This window comes from Luteolibacter sp. Y139, from assembly GCF_038066715.1.
GTDB lineage: Bacteria > Verrucomicrobiota > Verrucomicrobiia > Verrucomicrobiales > Akkermansiaceae > Haloferula > Haloferula soli.
Map to the genome: position 1 here is coordinate 619,170 of NZ_JBBUKT010000004.1, position 24,486 is coordinate 643,655.

Annotated in this window: 22 protein-coding genes; 10 read left to right on the forward strand and 12 right to left on the reverse strand. The window is 63.3% G+C overall.

The window, feature by feature from the left end; genetic code table 11:
- Positions 1-85: 85 nt before the first annotated feature.
- Complete coding sequence (locus WKV53_RS13540; RefSeq protein ID WP_341405144.1) at positions 86-2,416, reverse strand: hybrid sensor histidine kinase/response regulator; 2,331 nt, start codon at positions 2,414-2,416, stop codon at positions 86-88.
- A gap of 171 nt (positions 2,417-2,587) precedes the next feature.
- Here WKV53_RS13540 and WKV53_RS13545 point away from each other — a divergent pair, with 171 nt between their 5' ends.
- Positions 2,588-3,490, forward strand: a complete 903-nt coding sequence (locus tag WKV53_RS13545) for a fructose bisphosphate aldolase (RefSeq protein ID WP_341405145.1) — start codon at positions 2,588-2,590, stop codon at positions 3,488-3,490.
- A gap of 158 nt (positions 3,491-3,648) precedes the next feature.
- On the opposite strand, the gene WKV53_RS13550 is transcribed toward WKV53_RS13545, so the two are convergent.
- The 4 genes from WKV53_RS13550 to WKV53_RS13565 all read right to left on the reverse strand — a co-directional run bounded on the left by WKV53_RS13550 (position 3,649) and on the right by WKV53_RS13565 (position 6,104).
- Entirely contained in the window at positions 3,649-3,918 is a 270-nt protein-coding gene (locus WKV53_RS13550) for a hypothetical protein (RefSeq protein ID WP_341405147.1), read from the reverse strand.
- Between the two features lie 248 nt (positions 3,919-4,166).
- Positions 4,167-4,457, reverse strand: a complete 291-nt coding sequence (locus WKV53_RS13555) for a hypothetical protein (RefSeq protein WP_341405149.1) — start codon at positions 4,455-4,457, stop codon at positions 4,167-4,169.
- 233 nt (positions 4,458-4,690) lie between these two features.
- Positions 4,691-5,566 (reverse strand): hypothetical protein, encoded by an 876-nt coding sequence (locus WKV53_RS13560; RefSeq protein WP_341405150.1) that lies wholly within the window; start codon positions 5,564-5,566, stop codon positions 4,691-4,693.
- A 55-nt stretch (positions 5,567-5,621) separates the two neighbouring features.
- Positions 5,622-6,104, reverse strand: a complete 483-nt coding sequence (locus WKV53_RS13565) for a DUF3592 domain-containing protein (protein ID WP_341405151.1) — start codon at positions 6,102-6,104, stop codon at positions 5,622-5,624.
- Between the two features lie 181 nt (positions 6,105-6,285).
- Between WKV53_RS13565 and WKV53_RS13570 the strand changes: the two genes are divergently transcribed.
- The gene (locus tag WKV53_RS13570) at positions 6,286-6,900 is read left to right on the forward strand and encodes a hypothetical protein (RefSeq protein ID WP_341405152.1); all 615 of its coding nucleotides are present in this window, start codon (positions 6,286-6,288) and stop codon (positions 6,898-6,900) included.
- An 18-nt stretch (positions 6,901-6,918) separates the two neighbouring features.
- Positions 6,919-7,422, forward strand: coding sequence for a hypothetical protein (locus tag WKV53_RS13575; RefSeq protein ID WP_341405153.1), 504 nt, complete (start codon positions 6,919-6,921; stop codon positions 7,420-7,422).
- Between the two features lie 297 nt (positions 7,423-7,719).
- Here WKV53_RS13575 and WKV53_RS13580 read toward each other — a convergent pair whose 3' ends face one another.
- On the reverse strand, positions 7,720-8,628 hold the full coding sequence (locus tag WKV53_RS13580; RefSeq protein WP_341405155.1) for a hypothetical protein: 909 nt from the start codon (positions 8,626-8,628) through the stop codon (positions 7,720-7,722).
- Between the two features lie 506 nt (positions 8,629-9,134).
- Here WKV53_RS13580 and WKV53_RS13585 point away from each other — a divergent pair.
- Entirely contained in the window at positions 9,135-9,695 is a 561-nt protein-coding gene (locus tag WKV53_RS13585; RefSeq protein ID WP_341405156.1) for a hypothetical protein, read from the forward strand.
- A 317-nt stretch (positions 9,696-10,012) separates the two neighbouring features.
- Positions 10,013-13,882 carry a DUF6242 domain-containing protein gene (locus tag WKV53_RS13590; RefSeq protein WP_341405158.1) on the forward strand — a complete coding sequence of 1,290 codons (3,870 nt, stop codon included), beginning with the start codon at positions 10,013-10,015 and terminating at the stop codon, positions 13,880-13,882.
- A 71-nt stretch (positions 13,883-13,953) separates the two neighbouring features.
- Here WKV53_RS13590 and WKV53_RS13595 read toward each other — a convergent pair whose 3' ends face one another.
- From WKV53_RS13595 to WKV53_RS13620, 6 genes are all read right to left on the reverse strand, one after another.
- Positions 13,954-14,802, reverse strand: coding sequence for a hypothetical protein (locus WKV53_RS13595; protein WP_341405159.1), 849 nt, complete (start codon positions 14,800-14,802; stop codon positions 13,954-13,956).
- 16 nt (positions 14,803-14,818) lie between these two features.
- Positions 14,819-15,409, reverse strand: a complete 591-nt coding sequence (locus WKV53_RS13600; protein WP_341405160.1) for a hypothetical protein — start codon at positions 15,407-15,409, stop codon at positions 14,819-14,821.
- A 303-nt stretch (positions 15,410-15,712) separates the two neighbouring features.
- Complete coding sequence (locus WKV53_RS13605; protein ID WP_341405161.1) at positions 15,713-17,041, reverse strand: hypothetical protein; 1,329 nt, start codon at positions 17,039-17,041, stop codon at positions 15,713-15,715.
- On the reverse strand, positions 17,038-18,531 hold the full coding sequence (locus WKV53_RS13610) for a hypothetical protein (protein ID WP_341405162.1): 1,494 nt from the start codon (positions 18,529-18,531) through the stop codon (positions 17,038-17,040). Before WKV53_RS13610 ends, WKV53_RS13605 begins: the two co-directional genes overlap by 4 nt.
- Positions 18,532-18,579: 48 nt before the next feature.
- A complete protein-coding gene (locus WKV53_RS13615) occupies positions 18,580-19,932 on the reverse strand; it encodes a hypothetical protein (RefSeq protein WP_341405163.1) in 1,353 nt (450 codons plus the stop codon).
- Positions 19,932-21,425 (reverse strand): hypothetical protein, encoded by a 1,494-nt coding sequence (locus tag WKV53_RS13620; RefSeq protein ID WP_341405164.1) that lies wholly within the window; start codon positions 21,423-21,425, stop codon positions 19,932-19,934. The genes WKV53_RS13615 and WKV53_RS13620 overlap by 1 nt, the downstream gene beginning before the upstream one ends.
- Before the next feature lie 207 nt (positions 21,426-21,632).
- On the opposite strand from WKV53_RS13620, the gene WKV53_RS13625 reads away from it, so the two are divergent.
- The 5 genes from WKV53_RS13625 (at position 21,633) to WKV53_RS13645 (ending at position 24,253) form a co-directional block, all read left to right on the forward strand.
- Positions 21,633-22,019 (forward strand): ArsR/SmtB family transcription factor, encoded by a 387-nt coding sequence (locus tag WKV53_RS13625; RefSeq protein WP_341405166.1) that lies wholly within the window; start codon positions 21,633-21,635, stop codon positions 22,017-22,019.
- A complete protein-coding gene (locus WKV53_RS13630) occupies positions 22,016-22,492 on the forward strand; it encodes a DUF6428 family protein (RefSeq protein WP_341405167.1) in 477 nt (158 codons plus the stop codon). Before WKV53_RS13625 ends, WKV53_RS13630 begins: the two co-directional genes overlap by 4 nt.
- Before the next feature lie 4 nt (positions 22,493-22,496).
- Positions 22,497-23,186 (forward strand): MIP/aquaporin family protein, encoded by a 690-nt coding sequence (locus WKV53_RS13635; RefSeq protein ID WP_341405168.1) that lies wholly within the window; start codon positions 22,497-22,499, stop codon positions 23,184-23,186.
- Positions 23,187-23,188: 2 nt separating this feature from the next.
- Entirely contained in the window at positions 23,189-23,635 is a 447-nt protein-coding gene (locus WKV53_RS13640; RefSeq protein WP_341405169.1) for an arsenate reductase ArsC, read from the forward strand.
- A gap of 231 nt (positions 23,636-23,866) precedes the next feature.
- On the forward strand, positions 23,867-24,253 hold the full coding sequence (locus WKV53_RS13645) for a hypothetical protein (RefSeq protein WP_341405171.1): 387 nt from the start codon (positions 23,867-23,869) through the stop codon (positions 24,251-24,253).
- The last annotated feature ends 233 nt before the right edge of the window (positions 24,254-24,486 follow it).

Sequence of the window (24,486 nt, forward strand, 5' to 3'; positions counted from 1 at the left end):
CGCGCCAGATGGTCTGGGTCAGCTAGAAGCTCGTCCCATTTCAAGCGCCCGCAAGAGACGAATTTTCAAAGGGTCCCATCGGTTTTTACGAAGGGGTGGGCGGGGTCTGGTTGGTCGCGAGGGTGGCGATGAATTGCTTGAGCTCGGTGAGGTCGACGGGCTTGACGAAGTGGGCGTCGAAGCCGGCGGCGCGGGTTTCCTGGCGGTCGTCTTCCTGGCCCCAGCCGGTGAGGGCGACGATGGAGAGGGCATGGCCGCCATTCGCCTGGCGGGCGGTGCGGCAGACGTCATGGCCATTCATGCGGGGGAGGCCGATGTCTAACAGGATGAGGCGGGGAGCGAAGTCGGCGATTTCATCGAGGGCTTGCAGGCCATCGTAGGCGCAGCGGGTTTCATGGCCATCGAGGGTGAGGACCATGGCGAGGGAGTCGGCGCTGTCGCGATTGTCATCGACGACGAGGACGCGGAGGGGTGCGGTGGATGCGGGGGCGGGCTGGGCGATGGAAGCGGGGATGGCGGCTTTCTCTGCTAAGGGGAGGCGGCAGGTGAATTCGCTGCCGTGGCCGTGGCCGGTGCTTTCGGCGGTGACGGTGCCGCCGTGGAGCTCGATGAGGCGCTTCACGAGGGAGAGGCCGATGCCGAGGCCGCCGGCGGATTTCTCAAGGGAGGAATCGAGCTGGGCGAAGAGGTCGAAGATGTGGGCGAGCTTCTCTTGCGGGATGCCGATGCCGGTGTCGCGGACTTTCACGATGACCTCGGAGCCATCGCGCTCGCGCTCCATGGTGAGAGAGATGGCACCGCCGGGGTTGGTGTATTTGGCGGCGTTGTTGAGGAGATTGCTGAAGATCTGGGCGATGCGGACGGAGTCGGCATCGACCCAGACGGGTTCGACGGGAAGGTGGAGCTGGAAGGCGTGGTGGTGTTGATCGATGAAGATGCGGCTGGCATCGACGGCGTGGCGGACGGCCTCGCGGAGATCGGTGCGCTCGCGGCGAAGTACTAGGCGTCCCGTATTAATGCGGCTGACATCGAGGAGGTCATCGATGAGACGGACCATGTGATCGACCTGGCGACCGAGAGTGGCGCGGGCTTTGATGGCGAGTTCGCTGTGGCTGCTGTCGGCGCGATCGAGGAGTGCGAGGGCATTGCGGACGGGGGCGAGGGGATTGCGGAGTTCGTGGGCGAGGGTGGCGAGGAACTCGTCCTTGCGGCGGTCGGTTTCGAGGAGGCGTTCCTCGCTTTCGCGGAGGGCTTGTTCGGCGTGCTTGTGGGCGGTGATGTCGGTGACGTGGGCGACGAAGCCGCGGGTGGTGCCATCCTCGCCGATGTCCGGGGTGTAGCTGGCGGAGATCCAGCGGGTGCCACGCTGGCTGCGGTAGGGGATCTCGGTCTCGTAGGTGACATGCTCGCCGGCGATGGCTTTCTCGACAAAGGGGCGGAGGGTTTCCCATGCGGCGGGGCCGAGCACTTCCTCCATGGTGCGGCCATTGATTTCGCGGCGGGGGCGCTCGAACCAGATCTCGTAAGTTTGATTGGTGAGCTGGTAGCGGAAGTCGCGCGAGATGTAGGAGATGAGGGACGGAACGGCATCGGCGAGGAGCTGTGCTTTCTTCAGCGAGGTCTCGGCTTCGAGCTCGGCGTGATGGCGCGCGGTGACATCGCGGAAGGCGATGACGTGGCCGGCGGGGGAGGACTTGGAGGGGAGGGTGGCGGTGCTGCTTTCGATCCAGTGCTGGCCGCCATCGCGATGGAGGAGGAGAATGGGCGTGCCGGTTGTTAGAGAAGTGCCGGCGAGGGGCTGGCGGGAGTTCGCGTCGATGAGGGAGAGGATTTTTTCGAGCGGCTGGCCGACGGCTTCATCGCAATCCCAGCCGGTGAGGTGGGCGGCGAGGGAATTCATGTGGGTGATGAGGCCGCGCTGGTCGGTGGTGATGATGCCATCCCCGATGCTGCCGAGGGTGACCTGGAGGAGCTCGGTCTGGGTGACGGCGTGGAGCCATGCCTGGCGCCGGGTATCGAAGAGAAGGATGAGGACGGCGCCGCAGATGAAGTAGAGCACCATGCCCTGCGCCACGCCCGGGAAGGTGAGGGCGAAGGAGAAGCGCGGCGGGAGGAAGAAATAGAGGACGGAGGCACCGGCAAGGGTGAGCGCGAGGAAGCCCGGGAGGCGGCCCGCGTACCATGTGACCAGGGCGACGGCGACGTAGAAGGTGAGGAAGGGAAACATGTCCCCGACCAGGTGATCGAGTGCCCAGCGGCACATGGTGGCGAAGAAGACGGCGCCAAAGGCAAGGGCGATGGAGGCGGCGGGTCCGGGCCGGTGGGCCCGGATCGGGGGACGCCGCGGGATGGTGCGGCCGGGATCCTCGGGATCCTTCAGGCGATCCGGGGAGGTGGAAGCCGTGGTGGGAGGCATGGGTGCGTCAGACAGCTGGCCATTAAAGCGGAGAGGGCGGATGGCGCGAGGTAAAAGCTCGGCAGGGTGCTGTCGTCGCGCGGGGTGAGGGTGGAGGGCGATTTTCCAATCGTCACCTCCGGGAGGGCGTGGTTACGTCAGAGTGAAATCGCGAGTGGAAGGAGTGATGTTATGAACCCGATCGGATTGAACGAAGAACAGCTGCGGAAGATGAAGTGCGATCCGGGCTTCATCGCGGCGCTGGACCAGAGTGGTGGCAGCACGCCGAAGGCTCTGGCGCAGTACGGGATCCAGGAGGGAGCGTGGTCGAGTGAGGAGGAGATGCTGAAGCTGGTGCACGAGATGCGGACGCGGATGATCACGAGTCCGAGCTTCACGGGGGAGCGGCTGTTAGGCGCGATCCTGTTCGAGAACACGATGGACAAGGAGATCGAGGGGCAGGCGACGGCGGACTATCTGTGGAATGTGAAACGGATCGTGCCGTTCTTGAAAGTGGATCAGGGGCTGGCCGCGGAGAACGACGGCGTGCAGGTGATGAAGCCGATGCCGGGGCTGGGGGCGCTGCTGGAGCGGGCGAAGGCGAAGCATGTCTTCGGCACGAAGATGCGGTCGCTCATCAAGCAGGCGAACGCGGTGGGAATCGAGGCGGTGGTGAGCCAGCAATTCGAGGTGGCGGGGCAGATCCTGGCTGCGGGGCTGATGCCGATCGTGGAGCCGGAGGTGGACATTCATTGCCCGGAGAAGGGCAAGGCGGAGGAGCTGCTGAAGGCGGCGATCCTAGGGCAGCTGGAGCTGCTGCCTGCGGGGCAGATGGTGATGCTGAAGCTGACGCTGCCGGAGCAGGATGATTTCTACGCGGACTTCGTGAAGCACCCGAAGGTCTTGCGAGTGGTGGCGCTGTCGGGTGGGTATTCGCGGGATGAAGCGAACGACCGGCTGCGGAGGAATCACGGGGTGATCGCGAGCTTTTCGCGGGCGCTGGCGGAGGGGCTCTCGGCGCAGCAGTCCGATGCGGAATTTGATGCGGTGATCGGGGAGTCGATCGAGAGTATCTTTGAGGCGTCCAATACTTAGGGTATGTCGTGGCGATTGGGGCGCCTTTGATGAGGAGGGCCTTGGGGTGGCTTCGACGTTTTTATTTAATCGCGAAAGAACGCGAATAGACGCGAAATTTGAAAGGCAGGAGAGATCCTGACCTAACAAATTTGTCGCGGGGCCTCGCGTTCGTCTTTTTAAGCGCGGCGCGCCGGGGTGGGCGGGAAGGTGAGGAACTCGCCGTATTCGACGAGGTAGGCCTTGTGGACGCGGACCTCGGTGGTGGCGGCGACTTGGGCGAGGGCTTCGCGAGCGGGGTCGACGGCGGAGAATTTGCGATCGGCGATCCAGCAGGAGGAGACGCCGGGGAGCCTGGTGAAGCCGGAGTCGGCCATGGCAGTGCTGAAGCTGCCGCGTTTCTTGGGTCCGGTGCCGGGGGAGAATTCGATAACCGCAAGGATCTTCATGTGGGGGGGAACCCAGATGATGCTATTTGCAATGGGGGCTCAAGGAGGAAGCGGGGGCTCGAAAAATTTGCAGGGTTGGGGAGGTCGTCGCAGGTTGGCGGCATCTGCGGTATTCCTGCGGAGACGAAGCGGGAGTCTCACGATGCGGCTTGTTGCCGTCGGCTTCCGTTGTTGGTCCTCCTTAGCCATCACTCGGTCGCCAAGGCTACAAGAGGATCGGCCACGACGGAGGACAGGTAGACACGCCGCTACATTTTGATGTCGCCAGTTGCTTCGGCGTGCTTCGTGGGTCTGCCGCGGAGTGATAGGAGCCAGGCGGCTCCGGAGGTGACGAACGCGAAGGTGGAGAGGAGGGTGTGGACGAGTGGGGCATCCATGTGGGCGACCGTGGTGGTGGTGCCGTCTTGGGTGGTCCAACTGTAGGTGCCTTGGTCTTGGTAGGGGACGTGGGCACGGGAGAGGATGAGCGCGAGGAAGGAGATGCCGAGGATTGCGGCGATGAGGGAGAACAGGCGGAGGATATTCCAAGGGGCGATCACATGGTGGTGTGTAGGTGAAAGCGGTGGGCTTGCCAAGGTGGGAGGGAAGATGTGATGGAGCGGGTTCACAGGGATGCGGCTTGTGGCCGCTAGTCAGCGACGGTCATAGACACGCCGCTACATGGGGAAGGTAGGCGGGTGATGAGCCGGGCTTCGGATTTAAGGTGCGGGCTCTCCCCAGCCGGAACGACGCAGTCGTCCCGCTACGAAGAAGAGGATGAGCGCTCCCTGGCTTACTTGGGCTTGCCGGTGGGTTTGGGGTCTTCCTGTTTTTTTCCGCCGCGGGTGAGGGTGATGGTGGTTTGGGCGCCGCCGGAGGCGATGACTTTGCCGGTGCCGTTGTTAGAGAGGGTGATGGTGAAGAGGCCGCCTTTTGCGTCGGTGAGCTTGATGGTTCCGTCGGCTTGCTTTTCCCAGGTGCCGGGGTTCTTCCAGCGGGAGTGGCGGGCGGTGCCGTCCTTGCGGAGTTCGAGTTCGCCGCCGCTGCCCCAGTCCCATTTGGTGCCGGCGAGGTCTTCGATGATGACGACCTTGTCCGGCTTGGCGGGCTTGATGGGTTTGCCGGGGCCGTCAGGCTTGGGGTTCTTGTCGTCGCCATTCTCGGCTTTGAGCTTGGCGAGGAGGGCTTGGGATTCTTCCCAGGTCTGGGTGCGGCCGGGCTTGGCGTGGAAGGGGTCCTGATCGGCATCGTACCAGGTGGCGTTCCAGTGGCCGGAGTCGCGCTTGGGGAATTGCTCTTCCCTGCTGAGGGTTTGGAGGGCGGCGACGCGTTGTTCGGTGGCGGCTTTGGCGGCGGCGGTGGTGAAGCCGCCGACGGCGGTGCGGAGGTTATCCGGGAGGCAGTGCTCGGGGATCATGAGCAGGCAGTTTTCCATGCCGCCATAGGGTTGATTGACGGGCGGTGCGGCCTTGTCGACCTGGAAGAGGAGGCCGTCTGCGTACTTCGCGAGCAGGGTGGAATTGGTGAAGGTGTAGTTCTCGCGGGTGATGAACTGGGGGATGACCTTGCCTTCCTTTTCGCAGGGGAGCGGGGTGGGAAAGGTTGCGGCGGTCTGCGCGAGGCTGGAGGTGGCCAGGGCTGTTAGTAGTGAAAGGAGGAGGGTTTTCATTAGAGGGTGGATTATCTCATGGGGCGGGGAGATGCGATGAGATTTTCGGGTGTGGCTACGGTGGGACGGAGCGTCCGGCGAAAATGGTGATGAGCAGCAGGAGGCCGCCGAGAGTGATCATGCCGATATTGTCCCAGATGCCGCGGCGGTTGGCGACGGGGGCATTGTTCGCCGGGTTGGCGGGATCGAATTTGACCTGGAGGGTCTTGGTGGTTGTCGCTTCGTTCCAGGCTGCTTCGGGAAGCGAGACCCAGACGAGGGAGCGGCCGAGGAAATCCGATGGGCCGATTTCGGGGAGGCCGGGTGCGGGAGAGAAGATGTACTTCACGTCATACGACGGGCCGGTGCGGGAGTCGGGTCGCTTCTGCTCGGCGATGACCTTGGCGGTGACGACGGACTGGCTGCGGTCGAGGGCGATGGTGCGAGGAAGGGTGAAGACGCCGGTGCCGATGAGGGTGATGGAGATGAATGCGAGGGGGATGATGTAGAGCCATTCCCATCTTCTTCTTCCTCCTATGCTTCTTTTCCTGCGAGGCATGGGGTCCTGTCTTTTCTTGGCGAGAGGGTGAGGCGCGGGGGTGTGGCTGTCTGTTGGAAAAGGTATGCCATTTTACCTCGATGGTCGCTGCGTGGTGAAGGATCGCTGCTTCATGGTGATGGGAGGGGCGACAGGCACTGGGTGATTGATTAAGGGCGGCGGGTGGATAGGTTTGTGGCCGATGAGATTCGTGGTGTGCGCTGTGCTTGGATGGATGTGCGTCGGGTGGAGTGCGCGTGGGGAGGGTGAGAAGCTGACGGTGGGAGAGATCGTGCTGAAGGATGCGGTGGTGATGGAGAACTGGAGCGAGGCGGCGGGGCGGGAACAGCCGGTGACGGGGCGCTTCGAGGCGGCGGTGGATGCGGGGTCGCGAGCGGTGAAGGCGGCGGTGATCGTGGGGAATGAGAAGGTGACGGTGGATGCGGGTGGGAAGCCGGTGAATTTCCAGCTGAGACCGGGGGACTTCGTGGGGTCGGTGGTGTGGACTTCGAATGATTCGGTGGCGCTGGTGGTGTGGAATACGCGCGGGGTGGGGCTGTGGCTGCGGTATGTGCTATCGGTGACGGTGGATGCGGAGGGTGGCATCAAGCACCGGCTGGTGATGGCGAATCAAATTGCCGGGAAGCTATCGGTGCTGAAGTTGATCGCGAAGGAGAAGGAGGGTGTGCGGGCGCGGGTGAGGGTGTCGGGGGATGACAGGAAGGTGAGGTATTATGAGGCGCTGTTAGATTTGGGGGCGTTGCCGGATTTTTCGGAGAAGGCGGTGGGGCTGTATGGGCCGAAGGTGGAGAGGTAGGGTTGGGTTTTTACTGCGATGAGTGCGCGTCCGATTTATCGCTGGAAGAGCTTTTGGCTGGTGGTGATGGTGCTGGGGTTTTTGGGGTGGGCGTGGGTGAGGTCGATGGGGTATTTCGACAGGACGATTGTGGGGATGGGTGGAAGCGGCTGGAGCATCGAACTGGAGTCGGGGAAGGTCACTTTGGCGGGATGTGAATTGGAGAGTTCCCCGGATTGGGTTCATGGCGTTAGCCATGAGTCGTATGACCGCAGTTGGTCCGACGATCCGTGGTTTCCGCCGGCGATCGAGCGTATGGATCGGGAGACAAAGCTTATTCCCGCGATAAAGGAGGATGAGAGGCTGTCCGAGGCTCAACGCAGGGAGATGATCCGGATCATTGAGACGCGGAATATTTTCGGCGCGATGTGGAGCTTTGCTTGCTGGTTTTTCATGCTCCTGGTTCTGGTGCCGTGGGGTTTGCTGATGGCGTGGCGGTGGCGGAGGATTAGGCGTCTAACAGGTCGGGCAGTGGGCGTGTGATGGAAGGTGGTGGGTGGGTTGTTTCCCTTCACGTATCGCGGCCCTTCAGGCCGCCGGGCTTGGTGCATGAAAAACCCAGCCCGATGGGCTGGGCTGAGGGATGGCGCACCGTTGGTGCTTTGGGGAAGGGATGTGGCGGGAGGTGAAGGTGTGCTTGTCCGTTTGCGGAGTTTGGAAGAAACGGGATGACAGGAGTGTCATCCTCCTCAGGGCGTGAGGGTGGCGCGGCGGTGGGTGGTGCGGTGGAGTTGCGAGGTGCTTCGGTTTCCGCACGCGGCGCGTGCGGACCACGATGGGTCAGGGGCGCTTGACGGTGGTGGTGCCGGTGATGATGAGGGGGCCGGAGACTTGCATGGAGGGTTGGCCGGGGGCTGCGCCTTTGGCGGAGACGTCGATGACGGCGGTGTATTTCCAGCCGAGGTCGACTTGGTCGCGGAGGGAGCGGAGGATGTCGCCCTCGCCCTTGAAGGTGAAGGTGCCGGTGGGGTCGCCCTTGGGGGTGCCCTTGAGGTCGAAGGTGGCCTTGAGCTGGGCGCAGGGGGTATCGAGCTGTTGCTTGATGCCGGTGAGCTCGAGGGTGAAGGTGCCTTTGACGTCCTTGGCATTGGCGAATTCGCCGAAGAGCTCGGGGCCGAAGGCTTCAAGGCTGGCATTCCATTTGTCGCCGGGCTTGTGCGGGGCGCTGCCGTAGCCGGTGAAGGCGAAGTCGCGGTTGACGGTTTGTTCGAGGAGCTGGAGGGCGCGCTTCTGGTTTTCGAAGGCGGGGCCTTTTTCGAGGTCGGCGATCCAGCTGCCCTTGGCGCGGGTGAGGATGACGGGTGTCTCTAACAGGCTATCGAGCCGGCGGGGCGGGCGGCTGGCCTGGCCATTGAAGGTGACGGTGCCTTCATCGCCGGTGCTCATGAGGGTGCGGCGCATTTTCCCGGGGCCGAGGCCTTCGAGGGTTTCGACGGTGGTTTCCTTTTTGACGACGGTGCCTTCGGTGAGCTTGCCGCCGGAGCTCATCTTCATGCTCATGCCATCGCTGGCGATGATGCGGGTGATGGTGAAGGTGGTGCCGAGTGCGGGTGCTGCGCCCTGGGTGGCGAGGACGTGGGTGTCCATGGGGATGGCCTCGGACTTGTCCTTGTTCTTATCCTGCGCGGAGACGATGGGCGCGGAGAGGAGCAGCGCTGCGGTTGTGACGAGTGGGCGGAGGTGGATCATGGCACAGGCTGGGGAAAAGGGAGCGTGGAGGCAAGCGTGGAGGAGTGGGTGCGATGGGTGGCGTTCCTTTGGCGATAACTCAGGTGTTTCCTACCAGGGGACGGCCATGCATGATTTCCGGGAATGAGGCCGCGGGCGATTTACAAGTGGAAGTCGTTTTGGCTGGGGGTGGTGGTGTTGTTTTTTTTGGGCTACGGGTGGTGGAATTCGGTGAGGGCTCTTCGGATGGTGCGAGGGCCGTATTTTGGCGGCATCCAGGCTGCAGGTGGGTTCGTGCTCGGCTTTGACCACTTCAAGACGGCTGGATGGACGACTTACAACGACGAAAGGCCACAGAGACTCCATGTGGGCATCGTCCATGGCGCGGGTGTAGCGCCGCATCGGGGACTCTCTTTCGTTTCATCTGAAACCCTGTCTCCGGTGGCCAGTCCGGTGATCGTGGCGGATGGAGGAGAGCTGATGGTGTTCGTGCCGTATTGGCTGTTTTTTCCGGGGATGTTGGTGCCGTGGGCGGGGTTTCTGGGGTGGCGGTGGAGAAGGATGAATCGTCTAACAGAATCTGCTTTATGAATGCGCGGCGGATTTACCGGTGGAAGTCGTTTTGGCTGGGGGTGGTGGTGTTGGTGTTCCTGGGGTGGGCGTGGGTGAGGTCGATGAATCATGTCGACACGATGAAGCTGGGGATTGGCTCGAAGTACTGGACCGTTTATTTGAGCGGAGGACGCATGGGGATCGAACGAACGTCGCTGAAGTCATTCTCCGGCAGAATGCTTCATCACTTCGAGTTCAGTTCAGAAGAACGTGTCGAGTTTGACCGGCGATGGTTTCCGCCGGAGATCGTGCGGGCGGATCCGCTGGCTGAGATTGCCCGCATGGTGGGGAGAGAGCTTTCCGTGGAAGAACGCGAGGTAGAGGTGAAGATCTTGAGGAATGCGGGCCTTGATAGTATGACTTGGATCTTCGCGTGGTGGTTTGTGGTGCTTTTGTACGCTGTTCCTTGGGCTTTGTTTCTCGGGTGGCGGTGGAGGAGGCAGAGGGATCTAACAGAAGTGACGGTGGAGGATTGATGTTCCGTGGGGTGCGCTTTCGGTTTCGTTTTTCTTCGGGCTCTTGGTGGCGAATCGAGGCCACAGGGGTGCTTCCCCGCAGCAGGGCTGCTGGCATTGAGCGGCAGCAGGGCTGCGCGCAGTCCGGGTCTTCGACTGCTTGGGCGGGGATGGTGACGGAGGTGTCACGAAAGGGTGGGGGCCAGTGCTTTCCAGATTGGGCGGGTGATTCCACTCGTCAGAGGGGTGGGTGGGAGTCAGTCTGATGGGGTGCACGAGTTGATTCATCCGGTGGACGGGTGATCCGGTGCTGATAACTCCCCCTCAATTTCGATCGGATGATGAAGGCCTGGACATGGATGAAGGTGGTGGTGGCGATGGCTCCGGCTTGGCTGGGGCTGGCTGCGGTGGCGACCGCTGATGTGGTGGGGAACTCGTGGCGGCGGGTGGATGCAGGGGATGGGGAGCAGATGGCTGCGGTATCGTGGAATGGGCCGCTGATGGTGGGTGTGGGATCGGGCGGGCAGATCAGCACTTCCACGGATGGGAAGTCGTGGGTGAAGCACTTCCATGGGATCCAGGCGGATTTGAAGAGCGTGGTGTGGAGCGGGACGCACTACGTAGCGGTGGGGTCGTCAGGTGCGATGCTGCGCTCGACGAACGGGCTGGATTGGCAACGGGTGGAGATGCCGGTGGAGTACGATTACAAGGGCGTGACGTGGACGGGGAGCCAGTTCATCGCGCTGGACAGCGGGTTCTATCTTTCGACGTCGGCGGACGGGCTGGTGTGGAGCCGATTCGCGGTGACCCCGGTCCAGGCCTTGAGTTACGGAATCGAGTACTACGACGGGGCGACGTATTTGCGGAATACCTTCGGCATCGCGCGGTCGACGGATCTGACGACGTGGACGCAGGTGCTCGCGCTCTCTAACAACCATCTGCCAGCGGCGGTGCGGAAGTGCAATGGGAGGCTGATCAGCGTGGGGCCGAGCAATGAGATCTATTCCTCGCTGGATGGGATCACGTGGACGCCGGCGACGCTGACGGGTGTGACCTTTCCTCCGCAGGACATGGTGGATGTGGAGTGGAATGGGTCCAGCTATGTGGCGATCGGCGCGTCGAACCGGGTATGGCGATCGCTGGACGGGCAGTCGTGGACGACGGAGCACTCGGTCGTGGATGGTGCGAAGTATGTGAAGTGGCTGAATGGGGAATTCGTGGCGGGCGATGGCGTGAGGACGGTGCAGACTTCGTCCGACGGGCGCGAATGGACGAAGACCCGTGGACGCACGATCGGCACCGCGACGGTGTGGGCCGGCAGCCGCTACATCGCGGTGGGTTACTATGGATATGTGGCGACCTCAGCCGACTTCGAGACGTGGAGCACGCGGGATATCAACCTTTACCCGAATCTCACGAACGTGGTGTGGACGGGGTCCTTCGCGCTGGCAGCGGGGGGAGCGGGGGCAGACGGGGTGGTGCTGAAGTCGACGGACGGGGTGACGTGGACGCGGGTGGGCCAGGCGACTTTCACGGGGACGGTGCGGCTGGTGTGGACGGGCTCGCAGGTGTATGCCTTCAGCAGCAGCGGGGTGCATGTGTCGACGAACGGGACGTCATGGACGCCGATCACTGCCACGGTGGCATCGCATCTGGACCGGGTGAAGTGGCTGCGCGGGATGTTCCTGAATGTGGGCTCGACGGGGATGATTCATACGTCGCCGGATGGGATCACGTGGACGCAGCGGGTGAGCGGGACGACGAGCGCGCTGTATGCGCTGGGTGCGTCGGCGAATGAATTCCTGGTGGGCGGGAATGGCGGGGTGCTGCTGGGATCGCCGGATGGTGTGACGTGGACGCCGCGGAGCTTCGCGGCGGTGACGGTGAGCGCGGTGGAGTATCGCTTTGGCAAGTGGTTCATCGCGACGAGCAAGGGGATGTATGAATCCGTGGATGGCATTGCGTGGAGCGTGGTGCCGGGGGTGAAGGAATCGACTTCGATCAACGCGAATGCGGCAGAGCTGGTGTGGACCGGCAGCGAGCTGGCGTGCAGCGGCCTGGAGGCGAAGACGGCGGACGGGGTGAGCTGGACGCAGCTGCCGATGGCGATTTCCGCACCGGACTTCGGCGCGGTGGCGAAGGGGCCGGGCGGCTATGTGGCGGTGGGGAGCGGGGGTGCGATCTGGCAATCGCCGGATGGCTACGCGTGGCATGCGGTTGTAAGCCCGACGACCAACACCCTGAGCGTGGTGAAGCAGGGGCGGGGGCTGTGGGTGGCGGCTGGGGCGAGCGGGACGATCGTGACTTCGCCGGACGGGGTGACGTGGACGCTGCGGACGAGCGGGACGTCTAACAATCTGCTAGATCTCGCGTGCAATGGCCTGCGCTTCGCGGTGGTGGGGGCGAACGGGACGCTGCTGACTTCCGAGGATGGCGTGAGCTGGTCGGTGAAGGCGACGGGCACGACGACGGTGACGATCGGGAACGTGGTGGCGATGGGAACGACCTTCCGAGCGCTGCTTTCCGGGAGCTCCTATCTGGAGTCGCCGGACGGGGTGACGTGGACGCTGGTGACGCCGCAGCCGTATACGGATGTGGCTTTCAACGGGAGCTACTATGTGGCGCTGTCCAGCGGGACGGGCGGGGCGTATGCGAATGTATCGAGCGCGGACGGGCTGACGTGGACGCGGTATTCGATGGGCAGCACGACTTTCTTCACGGGCATCTGCTGGACGGGATCGCTGTGGGTGGCGTGCGGGCAGAGCGGGGCGATCCTGACTTCTCCGGATGGGATCACGTGGACGCCGCGGACGAGCGGGGCGACGACGTGGATCCAGGCGGTGAACTCGAATGGGCCGCGGGTGGTGGCGGTGGGTCACGGGAGCACGGTGCTCTACTCACCGGATGGGATCACGTGGACGAAGGGGACGCCGCCGGGGGGCTTTAGCCGTGACTTCGAGGATGTGGCGTGGGCGGATGGCCGGTATGTGGCGGCGGGAGGCAACGATGCGTCCGCGACTTCGACGGATGGCATCACCTGGCAGAGCATCTCGGGAACACCGGGGTCGAATCTGACGGTGGAGAAGATCGGCACGCGATTCGTGGCGGCGGGCGTGAATTTCTTTTCCACGACGGGGACGGCGGCGTGGGCCTTTGCGGGATCGCCTAGCGTCTTGGGGTCGATTTACGACATGGACACGAACGCGAGTCTCCTGACCTTCGCGGCGACGTCGGACGGGGTGCACCGGATCCAGCCGGGTACTGCTGCGAATAGCTGGAAGTCCTCGCGGGTGTATGATTGCCCGTGGCTGGATAACATCGTGGCGAACGGAAATGAATTCGTGGCGGTGGGGCAGTATGGGACGATCGTGCTGTCGCGGAATGGCAGTGCGTGGCAGACGGTGCAGGGCGGGCGGGATGTGCTTTACAACGGGGTGGCTTGGAATGGCAGCCGGCTGGCTGCGGCGGGCGCGAGCCAAATGCAGTGGTCGCTGGATGGGGTGACGTGGCAAGCGTCGGCGACGCCCTTTGCAGCGGGTGCGAGCTACGCGCTGACTGATGTGGTGTGGACGGGTTCGCGCTTCCTGGCGATGGGCGTAGGGAGCACGCTGCTCCAGTGCGGCGCGGATGGTGCGAGCTGGACGAGCATCGGCAACAGCGCGGTGAATCCGGGGGGCGTGACGGGCATCGCGGGCGATGACCAGCTGCTGGTGGCGGTGGGTAGCGACGGGCAGATCGTGGTGTCGGATGGCCTGAGTGCGGCGGCGGGGGACTATCAGGCGTGGATCGCGGGTGAAGGTGCAGGGAGCGGGAGTGCTGCGCCGGCGCAGGATGCGAACGGAGATGGGATCGACAATCTGATGGCCTATGTGTTTGGCATTCCGGCGGTGGATGTCGCGACGACGGTGGATCGTGGAGCGCTGCCGGTGGTGTCGATGGATGGTGAGGCGGGGCCGGTGCTCAGCTTCGAGCTGCGTGAGTCGTATCGACCGGGGATGACGTATGCGGTGGAGGTTTCGCCGGATCTGGAGGCGGGGTCTTGGATGACGCTGCAGCAGTATTCGGCGGGTTGGGCGACGGGGGCGGGTCGTGCGGTGGTGAGTGAGTCGCCGCTGGCGGGTGGTGGGGTGCGGGTGACGGTGTCGGGTTTTCCCGGGGTTGGGTTGGGGGGGAGCTGGTTCTTCAGGGTGAGGGCGGTTTTGCCGTGAGGAGGGGGCGGATGTAATCTGGATACGGGGGGACAGGAGTGTCCCCCCTCCTCAGGGCTTCGCCGGTTGTTCTAACAGGTGTCTCTAACAGATGGGCGTTGCTTGGACTGGCGGTATTGCCAGGTGGCGGCGAGGGCGAGCCAGAGGATGAAGTAGGTGGAGGCGAGGGTGAGCCAGGTGGTGTGGAAGCGGCGGATGCCGGGCTTGGAAGCGGTGGCGGGCGGTGGGGTGAGTGTCTGCGATTTTTGGCGGAAGCCGGAGTAGCCGGTTTGCTTGGTGCGGGAGAAGAGGCCTTGCGTGGGCCGGCCAGCCCAGGCGGCGAGGTGGCCGGCGCTTGATTCGACGCCGAGGCCGACGTAGTCGGGTTCGGCTGCGCGGGTCCACCGCATGCTGGCGTAACTGCGGTAGGTGGCGGAGTCGATCCAGAGGGCGATCAATACGATCGCTCCGGGGAGTCCGCCCCAGAGCCAGGGCGAAGTGAACCAGCGGCGTGGGGTGCCAGGGAAGCGGGGAGGTCGGGCGCGGCGGGGAAGGTAGCGGGCGGCGAGTGGTATGAGCCATGCCACGGACCATGCGGTGATCCAGAAGCTGTAGTGGATCCACAGGTTCTTCTCCTCACGGTCGAACCTGGTCTGGACCGGAGGGAACCAGCTGGTCCGGTCGGAGTATTTGAGATCCCATTTCCGGTGATCCCATCGGTTCGTCGGGAGGATGGCGGGATAGCGGACGGAGATGGATTCACCGGTGCCGAGGCCCATCCAGCCGCCGCCATGGGAGACGAAGTAGAATCGGGTGGGGCCATTCCAATTCCACACGTCGCCTCTGCCGCGGGCGTAGGACTGCATCCATGCGCCCGTCCACAAGGCGAGGCCGAAGAGGCCTAACAGGAAGAGGCGGGAGCGATACCAAGGGGGACGCATGGAGGGGCTATGTCATCTATTTCCTGGGCTCGGGATCGGGTGGGACCGGGCGGGGTTCCTTCAGATCATCGGTTCCGAGCTTTTCACCGTTTTGACCTTCTGGTGCGTCTCCGGCGATGGCTTTCAGTTCTTCGCGGGAGACTTCTTCGACCATGTAATCGATCCGATAGTTGCCGCCGTCGATGTGGCGCACGATGGTGGTCGCATTCGGCGTATAGGTTTCCTCGTGCTGATCGACGTTTTCGGTGAGGTCGAGACCCCGAGAGGAAGAGGGATTGCGCCACTTTCCAAAGCGAACGGTGCAATGATTGCTGTTTCCTCCAAAGAGAGATGAGCGGTAGGTGAGGAGGAAGCATTTCGAGGCGGCGTCGAGATCGAACACGGCCCTGCTGGTGTGGAGTTCCACCTTGTCCAACTTGGTCTGGGTGATTTTCACCGTGACGATCAAGCGCTTGGTTTTGTCTTCGGGGAGCTTCGGGACCCACTTGGTGATGCCGAGGTCTTCGGCGGTGACCGGGGCATCCGAGTCAATCTCGGGTGCGGCGTGGGTGGGGGCGATGAGGCTGCCAGCGGAGAGGCAGAGGCAGGCGAGGAGAGATGGTTTCATGGCAGATGGCTGGGACGGGTGGCTTCCGATGTTTATTCGGATGGATTGCCCCATGGGATAATGCCGGAGCCTCGAGGGTTTATCTGTGGGGAGGAGATGTGGATCGGGGTAAATTGGGGTGAATCGGGGGCCTCACGATGCGGCTTGTTGCCGCTGAAGTGCGACGGTTATAGACCGCCGCTACATTTGTTTGGTTTGCGGAGCGGGTGATGGAGGCGGAGCGGCGGTTTTGTTAGAGAGTGCGCTCCGCCGGAAGGACGCAGTCCTTCCGCTACGAAGAAGGGAGGCGTGATGATGCGATGATCACTGGCGGGTGATGGCGGGCTTTTGGGTCAGGAGCTGCCAGTCGTAGAGCCAGGTGGTGGCATTCCGTTTCGCGAGGGGGTCGGTGATGGAGTCGATGGCGCGGCGGGAGCCTTCGGGGTCATTGTGCTGCTGAAGGTAGACTTGGGAGAGCTCGGCGAAGCCGCGCTCGCGGTGCCAGTCGCCTGCGGGGAGGGATTCGAGCCATTCCCGTCCGGCGTCCGGATCCTCCGCGAGGTAGCTGGTGACGGCGTGATGATAGAGATCGGTGGTCTCCGCACGAGGTGGCAAGGTGAGGGCCCATTCGGCGAAGGCCTTGGGATCTTGCTGGGCGGATTCACCAAGGTTTTCGGAGAGGGATTTTTCGAGGGAGTTCCATTCGCCGGCTTCGATGACGTGATCGATGGCGTCGAGAAACGCGGGTGAATCCGCACGCATTTGGGAGAGGATGGACTTGGCTGCCTCGCCACGATCGGACTCGGGGACCTGCGCCCATTCTTTGGCGAATTGATCGCGGTCCATCGCGCGAAGCGAGAATGACCAGGCGGTCATCGCCTGGATGCGATCGATGCCGGGTGGAGCGCTGCTCCATTGGCTGCGAAGATCGGAGGGGACTCCCGAGCTCTCTTGATTGGAATAGACCAGATAGGCCATCTGGAGCCAGCGGGTGGCTTGTTCGGGATTGCCGCTGGAGGCGAGTTTCTTCAGCAGTGCCTCGCGCTCTGCGGGCGTTGCGCGGTTGGCTGTAGTCATCGCGGAAAAGATCGCGATTTCCTGCAGGCTGGGAGGCAACTCGCCGAGCATGGAAGCGACGAGCATGCTGTCCTTGCGGGCGACGGTGGTGACCCACTGACGGCGGAGGAGCTGGGCGCCGGGGCCGAGTTTTCCTGAGGAGAGGATCTTCCATGCTTCCAGCGGGCGCTCGGCGAAGGCCTTCGCAAAGGCGTCGCCGAGTGGGTGACGCGCGCTGTGGGTGATGAGTTCGTCTTCCGAGTCCCACGGTTCGGCGAGAGCGGCTTCGAGGGCGCCTTGCAAATCCACTTCCGACCATTTCTCGAGCAGCGCGAGCTGGAGCTCGATGAGCTGCTTATTCGACATGGACCGGGATGCGAGAGCGGTCCAGGCGCGCCTGAACTCAGCGACCCTGCCGCCGTCCGGTGAGAGCGATGTCTTCCTTGTGGCGGTGGCAAGGGCGTCTGCGTCCGGGGCACCGGTGGTGGTGGCGGTGGGTTTCGCCTGGCTGGAAAAGAGGCCGGGAGCGGAGATGACCAGTGCCATGCCGAGGCCTGCCGCGATGAGGTGGGTCAGGGTCTTGGGCAGGGCTTTCATCGGTTTTCGGCGATGCGCTTTTGAAGGCCGGGATCGGTGACTTCGGTGCGGAGTTGTGCGGCGAGCTTGAGATCGGTGAGTTGGACGGCGCGGGCGAGCGAGTAGAGACCCATCTCGCGATCGAGGCCGGGCGGGAGCTCGCGGACCCAGGTGAGGAAGTCCTCGTTCAAGGTGTTAGAATTGGTGAAGGAGCGGATGTTCCATGCATCCAGGCGCTGTTCCCATCGCTCGGGGGTATCGGCGGGGACCAGCTGCAAGGCTTCGAGGAAGCGCTGGGGTTCGACGTTGGTGAAGTAGGTGCGGGTGGTCTTGAGGAGGACCGTGTATTGCACGTCCGGGGGCAGGTCCTTGAGGAGCTGCATGGCGTGTGCGGGGTCTTCCTCGGCGAGGCTGCCGAAGACGAGATCTCGCAAGGCATCCGGTGAAGCGGCGGCGAGTTCAGGCGTGGCGGCGGCGACGGACTGATAGATTTCCTCCGCGGTGGCCTGGCCGTGGCGGAAGGAGTAGTTCCAATCGCGCGGGTCCGACATGAGCTTGGAGACGTCATTGCGGAGCAGCTGATCCATGGCGGCATCCTTGTCCAGGCGGCTCATGTACTGCAGGCGATCCGCGAGCGGGAGCGCGGGATCCTGTGCGAGGGATTCGCGAAGCGAGGGATTTTCGGCGAGTGACTGCCGGAACTTCTCCGGGAGTGAAGGGTCATTCTCCAAGCTGACGATCCACTTCGCGGCTTCGGGGGTTTTCCCGCCGAATGCCAGCAGCATGAAGGGGTCATTTTCCTCAAGGGCGACTTGCAGGAGTTCGGCCTTTTTTTCCAGAGGCCATTGGCCGGTGGCGAGTTCCCGGACACGGACCCACTGTTGCGGTGGGACGCGCTCCCTGAGGCTGGCGAAGGCGGAGGTATCGCCGGCCTTTGCGATGGCGTTCGCCGTGAGGTTGATGACGAGGTTATCGAGCTGCCCGGCGGAGCCGATGGCCTTCAAGAGGGAGGTGGGGCCTCGATCGTTGAGGACATTCGAGATGGCGAATGTGGCGCGAGCCCGGAGTAATTTCAGACGATTGGGATCATCGCCTGCCCACTGGAAGAGTGCGGCGGGATCGGCGACGAGCCAGTGATACATCAGCGCGATCAGCTTCTGCGAGCGGGGTGTCTCCGGTGCTTCGTCGGGCGACCATCCCTTCATGGCTTCTTCCAATGCGGCGGCGAAGTCCGCGGGTGGCGTCATGTCGCGGATGGCGGCGGCGAGGGAATCCCTGAAGTCCTGCTGCTTCTTCTTTTCCGCGGTGAGCTTCTGATCCGGGCTGGTGAGTTCGCCGAGGATTTCATCCACGCTGCGCTCGGCGGCGGGGGCGCGTTGGGAGGCCTTGGTGGGGGCTGCGGGTGATGGTGGGGCCGGTGGCTTGTTGAATTGGGAGAGCAGCAGGCAGCCGCCGGCGAAGGCGAGGGCATGGGTGGCGACACTCAGGGGAAGACGAGATCGCGGGATCATGAGGGTCCGTTGTCGCCGATGGTTTAACTTCGGCAAGGGGGCGATCTGTCATTGCCGGGTGATGGGGCGATTCGTCAGGAGCTGCCAATCGTAGAGATAGGTGGTGGCGATTTGTTTCGCGACGGGGTCGGTGATGGAGTCGATGGCGCGGCGGGAGCCCTCGGGGTCATTGCGACGCCAGAGGTGGGTCTGGGAGAGCTCGATGAAGCCGCGCTCGCGGTGCCAGTCGCCTGCGGGGAGGGATTCTAACAGGGTGCGGCCTTGGTCGGGATCGGATACGAGGTAGCCTTGGATGGCGCTGTGGAAGAGATCGGTGGCTTCTTCGCGGGCGGGAAGCTTGAGCGCCCAGTCGGCGACGGACTTCGGATCGGTGCCGGGTTGGCTTGGGTCGAGGGCGGGGATCTTGTGAGCGACGCCTTTTTCCAAGTAGGCCCATTCGCCGGCTTCGATGGCCTGGTCGACGACCTCGAGGAGGAGGGGGAATCTTCCCTGGAGCTGGGAGAGGATGGACTTGGCGGCTTCGCCGCGGGAGGACTCGGGAACGTTTGCCCACTCGGTAGCGAATTGTTCGCGGGTGACGCCGCGCAAGGAAGAGGCCCAGGCGGTGATGGCGATGGCGCGATCGCTGCCGGCGGGAGCGTCGACCCAGCGGGCGCGGAGGTCGGCGGTTTCGCCGATGGGGCCGTTGAATTGGTAGAAGGCGGTCTGGAGCCAATTGGTGGACTGGGTGAGATCGCCGCTGGTGGAGATCTTCTTGAGCATGGCGTCGCGCTCTTCCGGTTTGTTCTGCGGGACCTGACGCATGGACTCGACGATGGCGAGTCCGCGCAGGCTGTTTGGAAGCTCGGGGAGCATGGAGATGACGAGGGAGGCATCCTTGCGAGAGACGGCGTAGACCCAACCGCGGCGGAGGAGCTGGGCGCCTGGGCCGAGCTTGTCGCTGGAGAGGACTTTCCATGCGTCCAGTGGATGCTCAGCGAAGGCCTTGGCAAAGGCATCGCCGAGGGGATGGCCGCTGCGATTTCCGTAGGGGCTGCCGTAGGAATTTTCCCAGCTGTCCCATGCTTCGCCGAGGGCGGCTTCCATGGCGCCCTGGAGGTCCACTTCGGCCCATTCTTCTAACAGCTTTCGCTGAAGCGCCCTGAGCTTGGGCGTGGGCAGCTTCTGTGATCCGAGGGCGGCCCAGGCGCGCCTGAACTCGGCGGCGCGGCCACCTGAGGGAGCGGTGGTGCCGGCCTTGCGCGTGGCGGCGTCCTTGTTGTCGCCGTTGGCTGATGTCGTGGTGGATGTATTGTTCGCTGCTTGGTCCTTGTTAGAGAGGAGGCCGGGCGTGGTGACGGCGAGGGCCATGCCGATGCCGACGGCGGCGAGGTGGGTGAGCGTCTTGGGGAGGGCTTTCATCAGCGGTGGTCGGCGATGCGTTTCTGGAGCTGGGGATCGGTGACTTCGCTGCGGAGTTGGGCGGCGAGCTTGAGATCGGTGAGTTGGACGGCGCGGGCGAGGGAGTAGAGGCCCATCTCGCGATCGAGGCCGGGCGGGAGGTTGCGGACCCAGGCGAGGAAGTCTTCGTTGAGGCGATTGGAATTGGTGAAGGAGCGGAGGTTCCATGCATCGAGCCGCTGTTCCCAGAGCTCCGGGGTATCGGAGGGGACTTGCTGGAGTGCGGCGAGGAAGTGATCCGGCTCGACGTCATTGAAGAAGGTGCGGGCGGCGGTGAGCATGGTCTGATGCTGCTCGCTTTCGGGGAGGTCCTTGAGGAGGGCCATGGCCTTGGCGGGATCTTCCTCGGCGAGATTCTGGAAGACGAGGGAGCGCAGGGTTTCCGGAGAGGCGGAGGCGAGTTCCGGGGTGCCGGCGGCGATGGACTGATAGACTTCCTCCGCGGTGATCTCGCCGCGACGGAAGGCGAAGCCGAGGTCCTGCGGAGCGGACATGAGGCGCATGACATCGCCGCGGAGCAGGCGATCCGTTGCGATCTTCTGATCGGGGGTATCGATATACGTGAGGCGATCTTCGAGAGAGGTCTGTGGATTCTCGTAGAGGAGCTGGCGGATGCCGCGGTCGGCGAGGAAGGCTTTCCGGAAGTCCTCGGGGAGCGAGGTGTCACTGGCGAGGCCGGTGAGCCACGCTGCAGTCTCGGGATCGCGTCGGGCCAGGGGTGTGAGCATGGCGGGCGAGTTTTCCTCGATGGCCATTTTCAAGAGGTCGTCTTTCTTTTCGACGGGCCATTGGCCGACGGTGAGTTGGCGGATGTTCTGCCACAACTGTGGGTTCACCTTTTCCTTCATGCTCTTGAACGCGGCCAGATCGCCGGTCATCGCGATCTGGGTGGCGGTCAGGTTCATGATGTAGTTATTGAGCGGGCCTCCGAAGCCGATGGCTGGCAGAAGGGCGGTGGCGCCGTGGTCCTGAAGCACTTCCTGAATGGCAACGGTGGCATGCTCAGGGATGGCGAGAACGCGAGCCGGGTCCTGGGCCGCCCACTTGAAGAGAGCGGCAGGGTCGGCGACCATCCAGTGATACATGAGGGCAATGAGCTTCGTGGATCGCGGGGCGTCTGGCGGCAGGCCCTTGCGTGCGGCGAGCTCTTCCTCCACGGCCGCGGCGAAGTCGGCGGGCGGAGTCATGTCGCGGATGGCGGCTTTCACGGAGTCCCGGAAGTCCTGGAGCTTCTTTGCCTCCGGGGTGAGCTTCTTCTTATCGGGGCTGGTGAGTTCGCCGAGGATTTCATCGACGCTGCGCTCGGGAGCAATCGAGCGTTGAGAGGCTTTCGATGAGGCTGTGGGTGGCGGTGGGGCGGGTGGTTTGTTGAATTGGGAGAGCAGCAGCCATCCGCCGGCGACGGCGAGGGTGTGGGTGGCGATGGTCAGGGAGAGACTAGATCGCGGGATCATGAGGGTTCGTTGTCGCGGATGGGTTAACTTCGGCAAGGGGGGGATTTGTCATTGGGGCAACGAATGGGAAGGGGCTGACCCCTCACTTCGTTCGCGTTTTTTCCGTTCTTTGTTTGCGGCGGGTGGCAGAGGAAAAGAGGGGCTTCATTTCGTCACAATAAACCGCTGGTCTTAACGGGATTCGTCGTTATGAGTTTTTTCGTGACGATGAATCCCGTGGAAATTTGCCGGGCGCTGGGGGATCCGGTGCGGTGGAGGATCGTGCGGCTGGTGGCGCGTGATGCGCTGTGCGTGTGCGAGCTGGCGGATATCCTGGGGATGCCGCAGTCGTCGGTCTCGAGCCATGTGCAGGTGATCCGGCGGAGTGGCTTGCTGGAGTCCGAGAAGTGCGAGAAGTGGATGTATTTCCGGGTGAAGGCGGAGTTTATCAAGCTGCTGCGGGTGCTGGATGCGGGGAATGATGTCCCTGATCCGGCGTGGGCGGAGGATGACCGGAAGACGCTGGATCGGCTGACGGTGAGGGAGAGCAGCTGCTGCCCGCGGCCGAAGCATCTTTTCAAAACGCGACGTTCCCTTTTTTCCCAATCATCATGACACTGCGTGAACTCAAGGCCTTGTTAGGCGAGCATGGTGGCCTGCACTTCCGGATCCAATTGCCGGACGGGGAGGCGGTGCCGGTGTCGTTTCACGTGACGGAGGTGGGGCGGGTGCAGAAGACGTTCCTGGATTGTGGTGGGACCTTGCGGGAGTCGGTGACTTGCCAGCTGCAGGTGTGGGTGGGTGAGGACTATCAGCACCGGATCGAGACGCAGAAGATGGCGGCGATCCTGGGGAAGGCGGCGGCTTATCTGCCGGATGAGTCGGTGGCGGTGGAGGTGGAGTATGAGGAGCGGGTGATCTCGCAGTATACGATTTCCGGGCATGAGGTTTCAGAGGAGGCGGTGGTGCTGGAGCTGGCGCACAAGCATACGGAGTGTCTGGCTCCGGAGCTGTGCGGACTGCCGGCGATCCCGCGCTTGAAGGCGATTGGGGAAGTGCCGTGCTGTGGGCCAGCTGGATGCTGTTAGGCCGATGAAGAAGGCACTGGCAGAGTTTCTGGGGACGTTCTTCCTCGTGTTTGCGGGGACGGGGGCGATCGTGATCAACGGGCTATCCGGTGGGGCGATCGGGCATGCGGGGATCGCCCTGACCTTCGGGCTGGTGGTGATGGCGATGATCCATGCGTTCGGCGACGTGAGCGGGGCGCATCTCAATCCGGCGGTGACGCTGGGGTTTGCGGCGGCGGGGCGGTTTTCTTGGCGGGAGGTGCCGGGGTATGTGGCGGCGCAGTTGGCGGGGGCGTTTGCGGCGAGTGGATTGATGAGGGTGCTATTTCCTGCCGGTGGTGCGCTGGGCGCGACGTTGCCAGCGGGGAGTGTGGGGCAGAGCTTCGTGCTGGAGGTGGTGCTGACGGCGGCGCTGATGCTGGTGATCCTGAGTGTGTCCATGGGAGGGAAGGAGAAGGGGATCACTGCTGGGGTCGCGATCGGGGCGACGGTGGGGCTGGAGGCTTTGTTCGCGGGGCCGATTTGTGGGGCTTCGATGAATCCGGCGCGTTCGCTGGCGCCGGCGATTGTGAGCGGGCACTTGGAGCACCTTTGGCTTTATCCGGTGGCGACGATTTTTGGGGCGTTGATTGCGGTGCCGCTGTGCATTGGCGTTCGCGAGCCTGGGTGCTGTGGTGGCAAGTGTGCTCCTACTTCTACTCCCTCTTCACGATGACTATGAAACCGACTGTTCTGATTCTCTGCACTGGAAACTCGTGCCGCTCGCATATGGCGGAGGGGATACTGCGTGCGGCTGCGGGTGATGTGCTGGATGTGCAGAGCGCGGGCTCGAAGCCGGCGGGGTATGTGCATCCGCTGGCGATCCGGGCGCTGTTAGAAATCGGGATCGATATTTCAGGGCATCGGTCGAAGCATCTGGATGAGTTCCTGAGCAGCGATGTGGAGACGGTGGTGACGGTGTGCGGGAATGCGGACCAGGTGTGTCCGATGTTTCCGGGGCAGGTGAATCGTCATCACTGGGGATTCGATGATCCGGCGCATGCGGAGGGGGACGAGGAGGAGCAGATGGTGGTGTTCCGGAGGGTGCGGGATGAGATCAAGAGGGTATTCGAGGCTTATGCGGCGGGGCGGAAGGATTCCGCTGCGCAAGCGGCGACGGTGTGAAGGAGAAGATCCTTTTCATCTGCGTGCACGACAGTGCGCGCAGCCGTATGGTGGAGGCTAGGGAAGCGCGGATACGATCGGGAAGGCGGTTGAGAACCGGTGTTCCGAGCGGTGCGCTTGGGTGCAAGCAAGAGATAGCTCGCCAGCCATCACTTCAACTGGCAGCTAGTGGCAAGAATGACTCCGCGCCCGCTTCATCGCTCAATCCTTTTCTGGTCGGGCATTGTCGTGATGGCATTCATCGTCTGGGCGTGGGGGTTTTCTTACCGCAATCTCGATATCGCGAGCTACTCGCGGGTCGAAGCGACTCATGGTGCGGGTGGGCTCGCGGTGATGGTGCAACCGAGGAGCACCCGGCTCGGCGCGTTTCATAGTGAAGGCCCCATCAAGATTAAATACGGCAAGCACGGCGAATGGATCTATGACGGGGTGATGCCTGGCGACACCGCGCGAATCTTTCCCCGGCTCGCCACTTATTCCGATGCCTTCGATGGCTCCTGGTCGATCTTCCTGCCGCACTGGGTTATCATGCTGGCGGTTTCGATTGCGTGGCTGGTCGTTCTCGTGTTTTGGCGGCGGCACAGGGCGCGGCTGCGGAAGCTTCATAGTCCGGGGTGAGCCATGGGGTTTTTGGTGTGTGTTGGAGGGAATTGATGCTTCTGTTTCTTGGGGGTGGATGACGGGGCGACAGGAGTGTCGCCTCTCCTCAGGGGCGCTGGGGTGGGGCGGAGTTGTCAGGTGCTTCTGCGGGCCAGCGGCCCTGTAAAGACTGGGGACATCGTTTACACCTGTTCGGGGACATCGTTTGCACTTTTCAACCCTCTTCCGTGTGGCGGACGTGGCTCATGGAG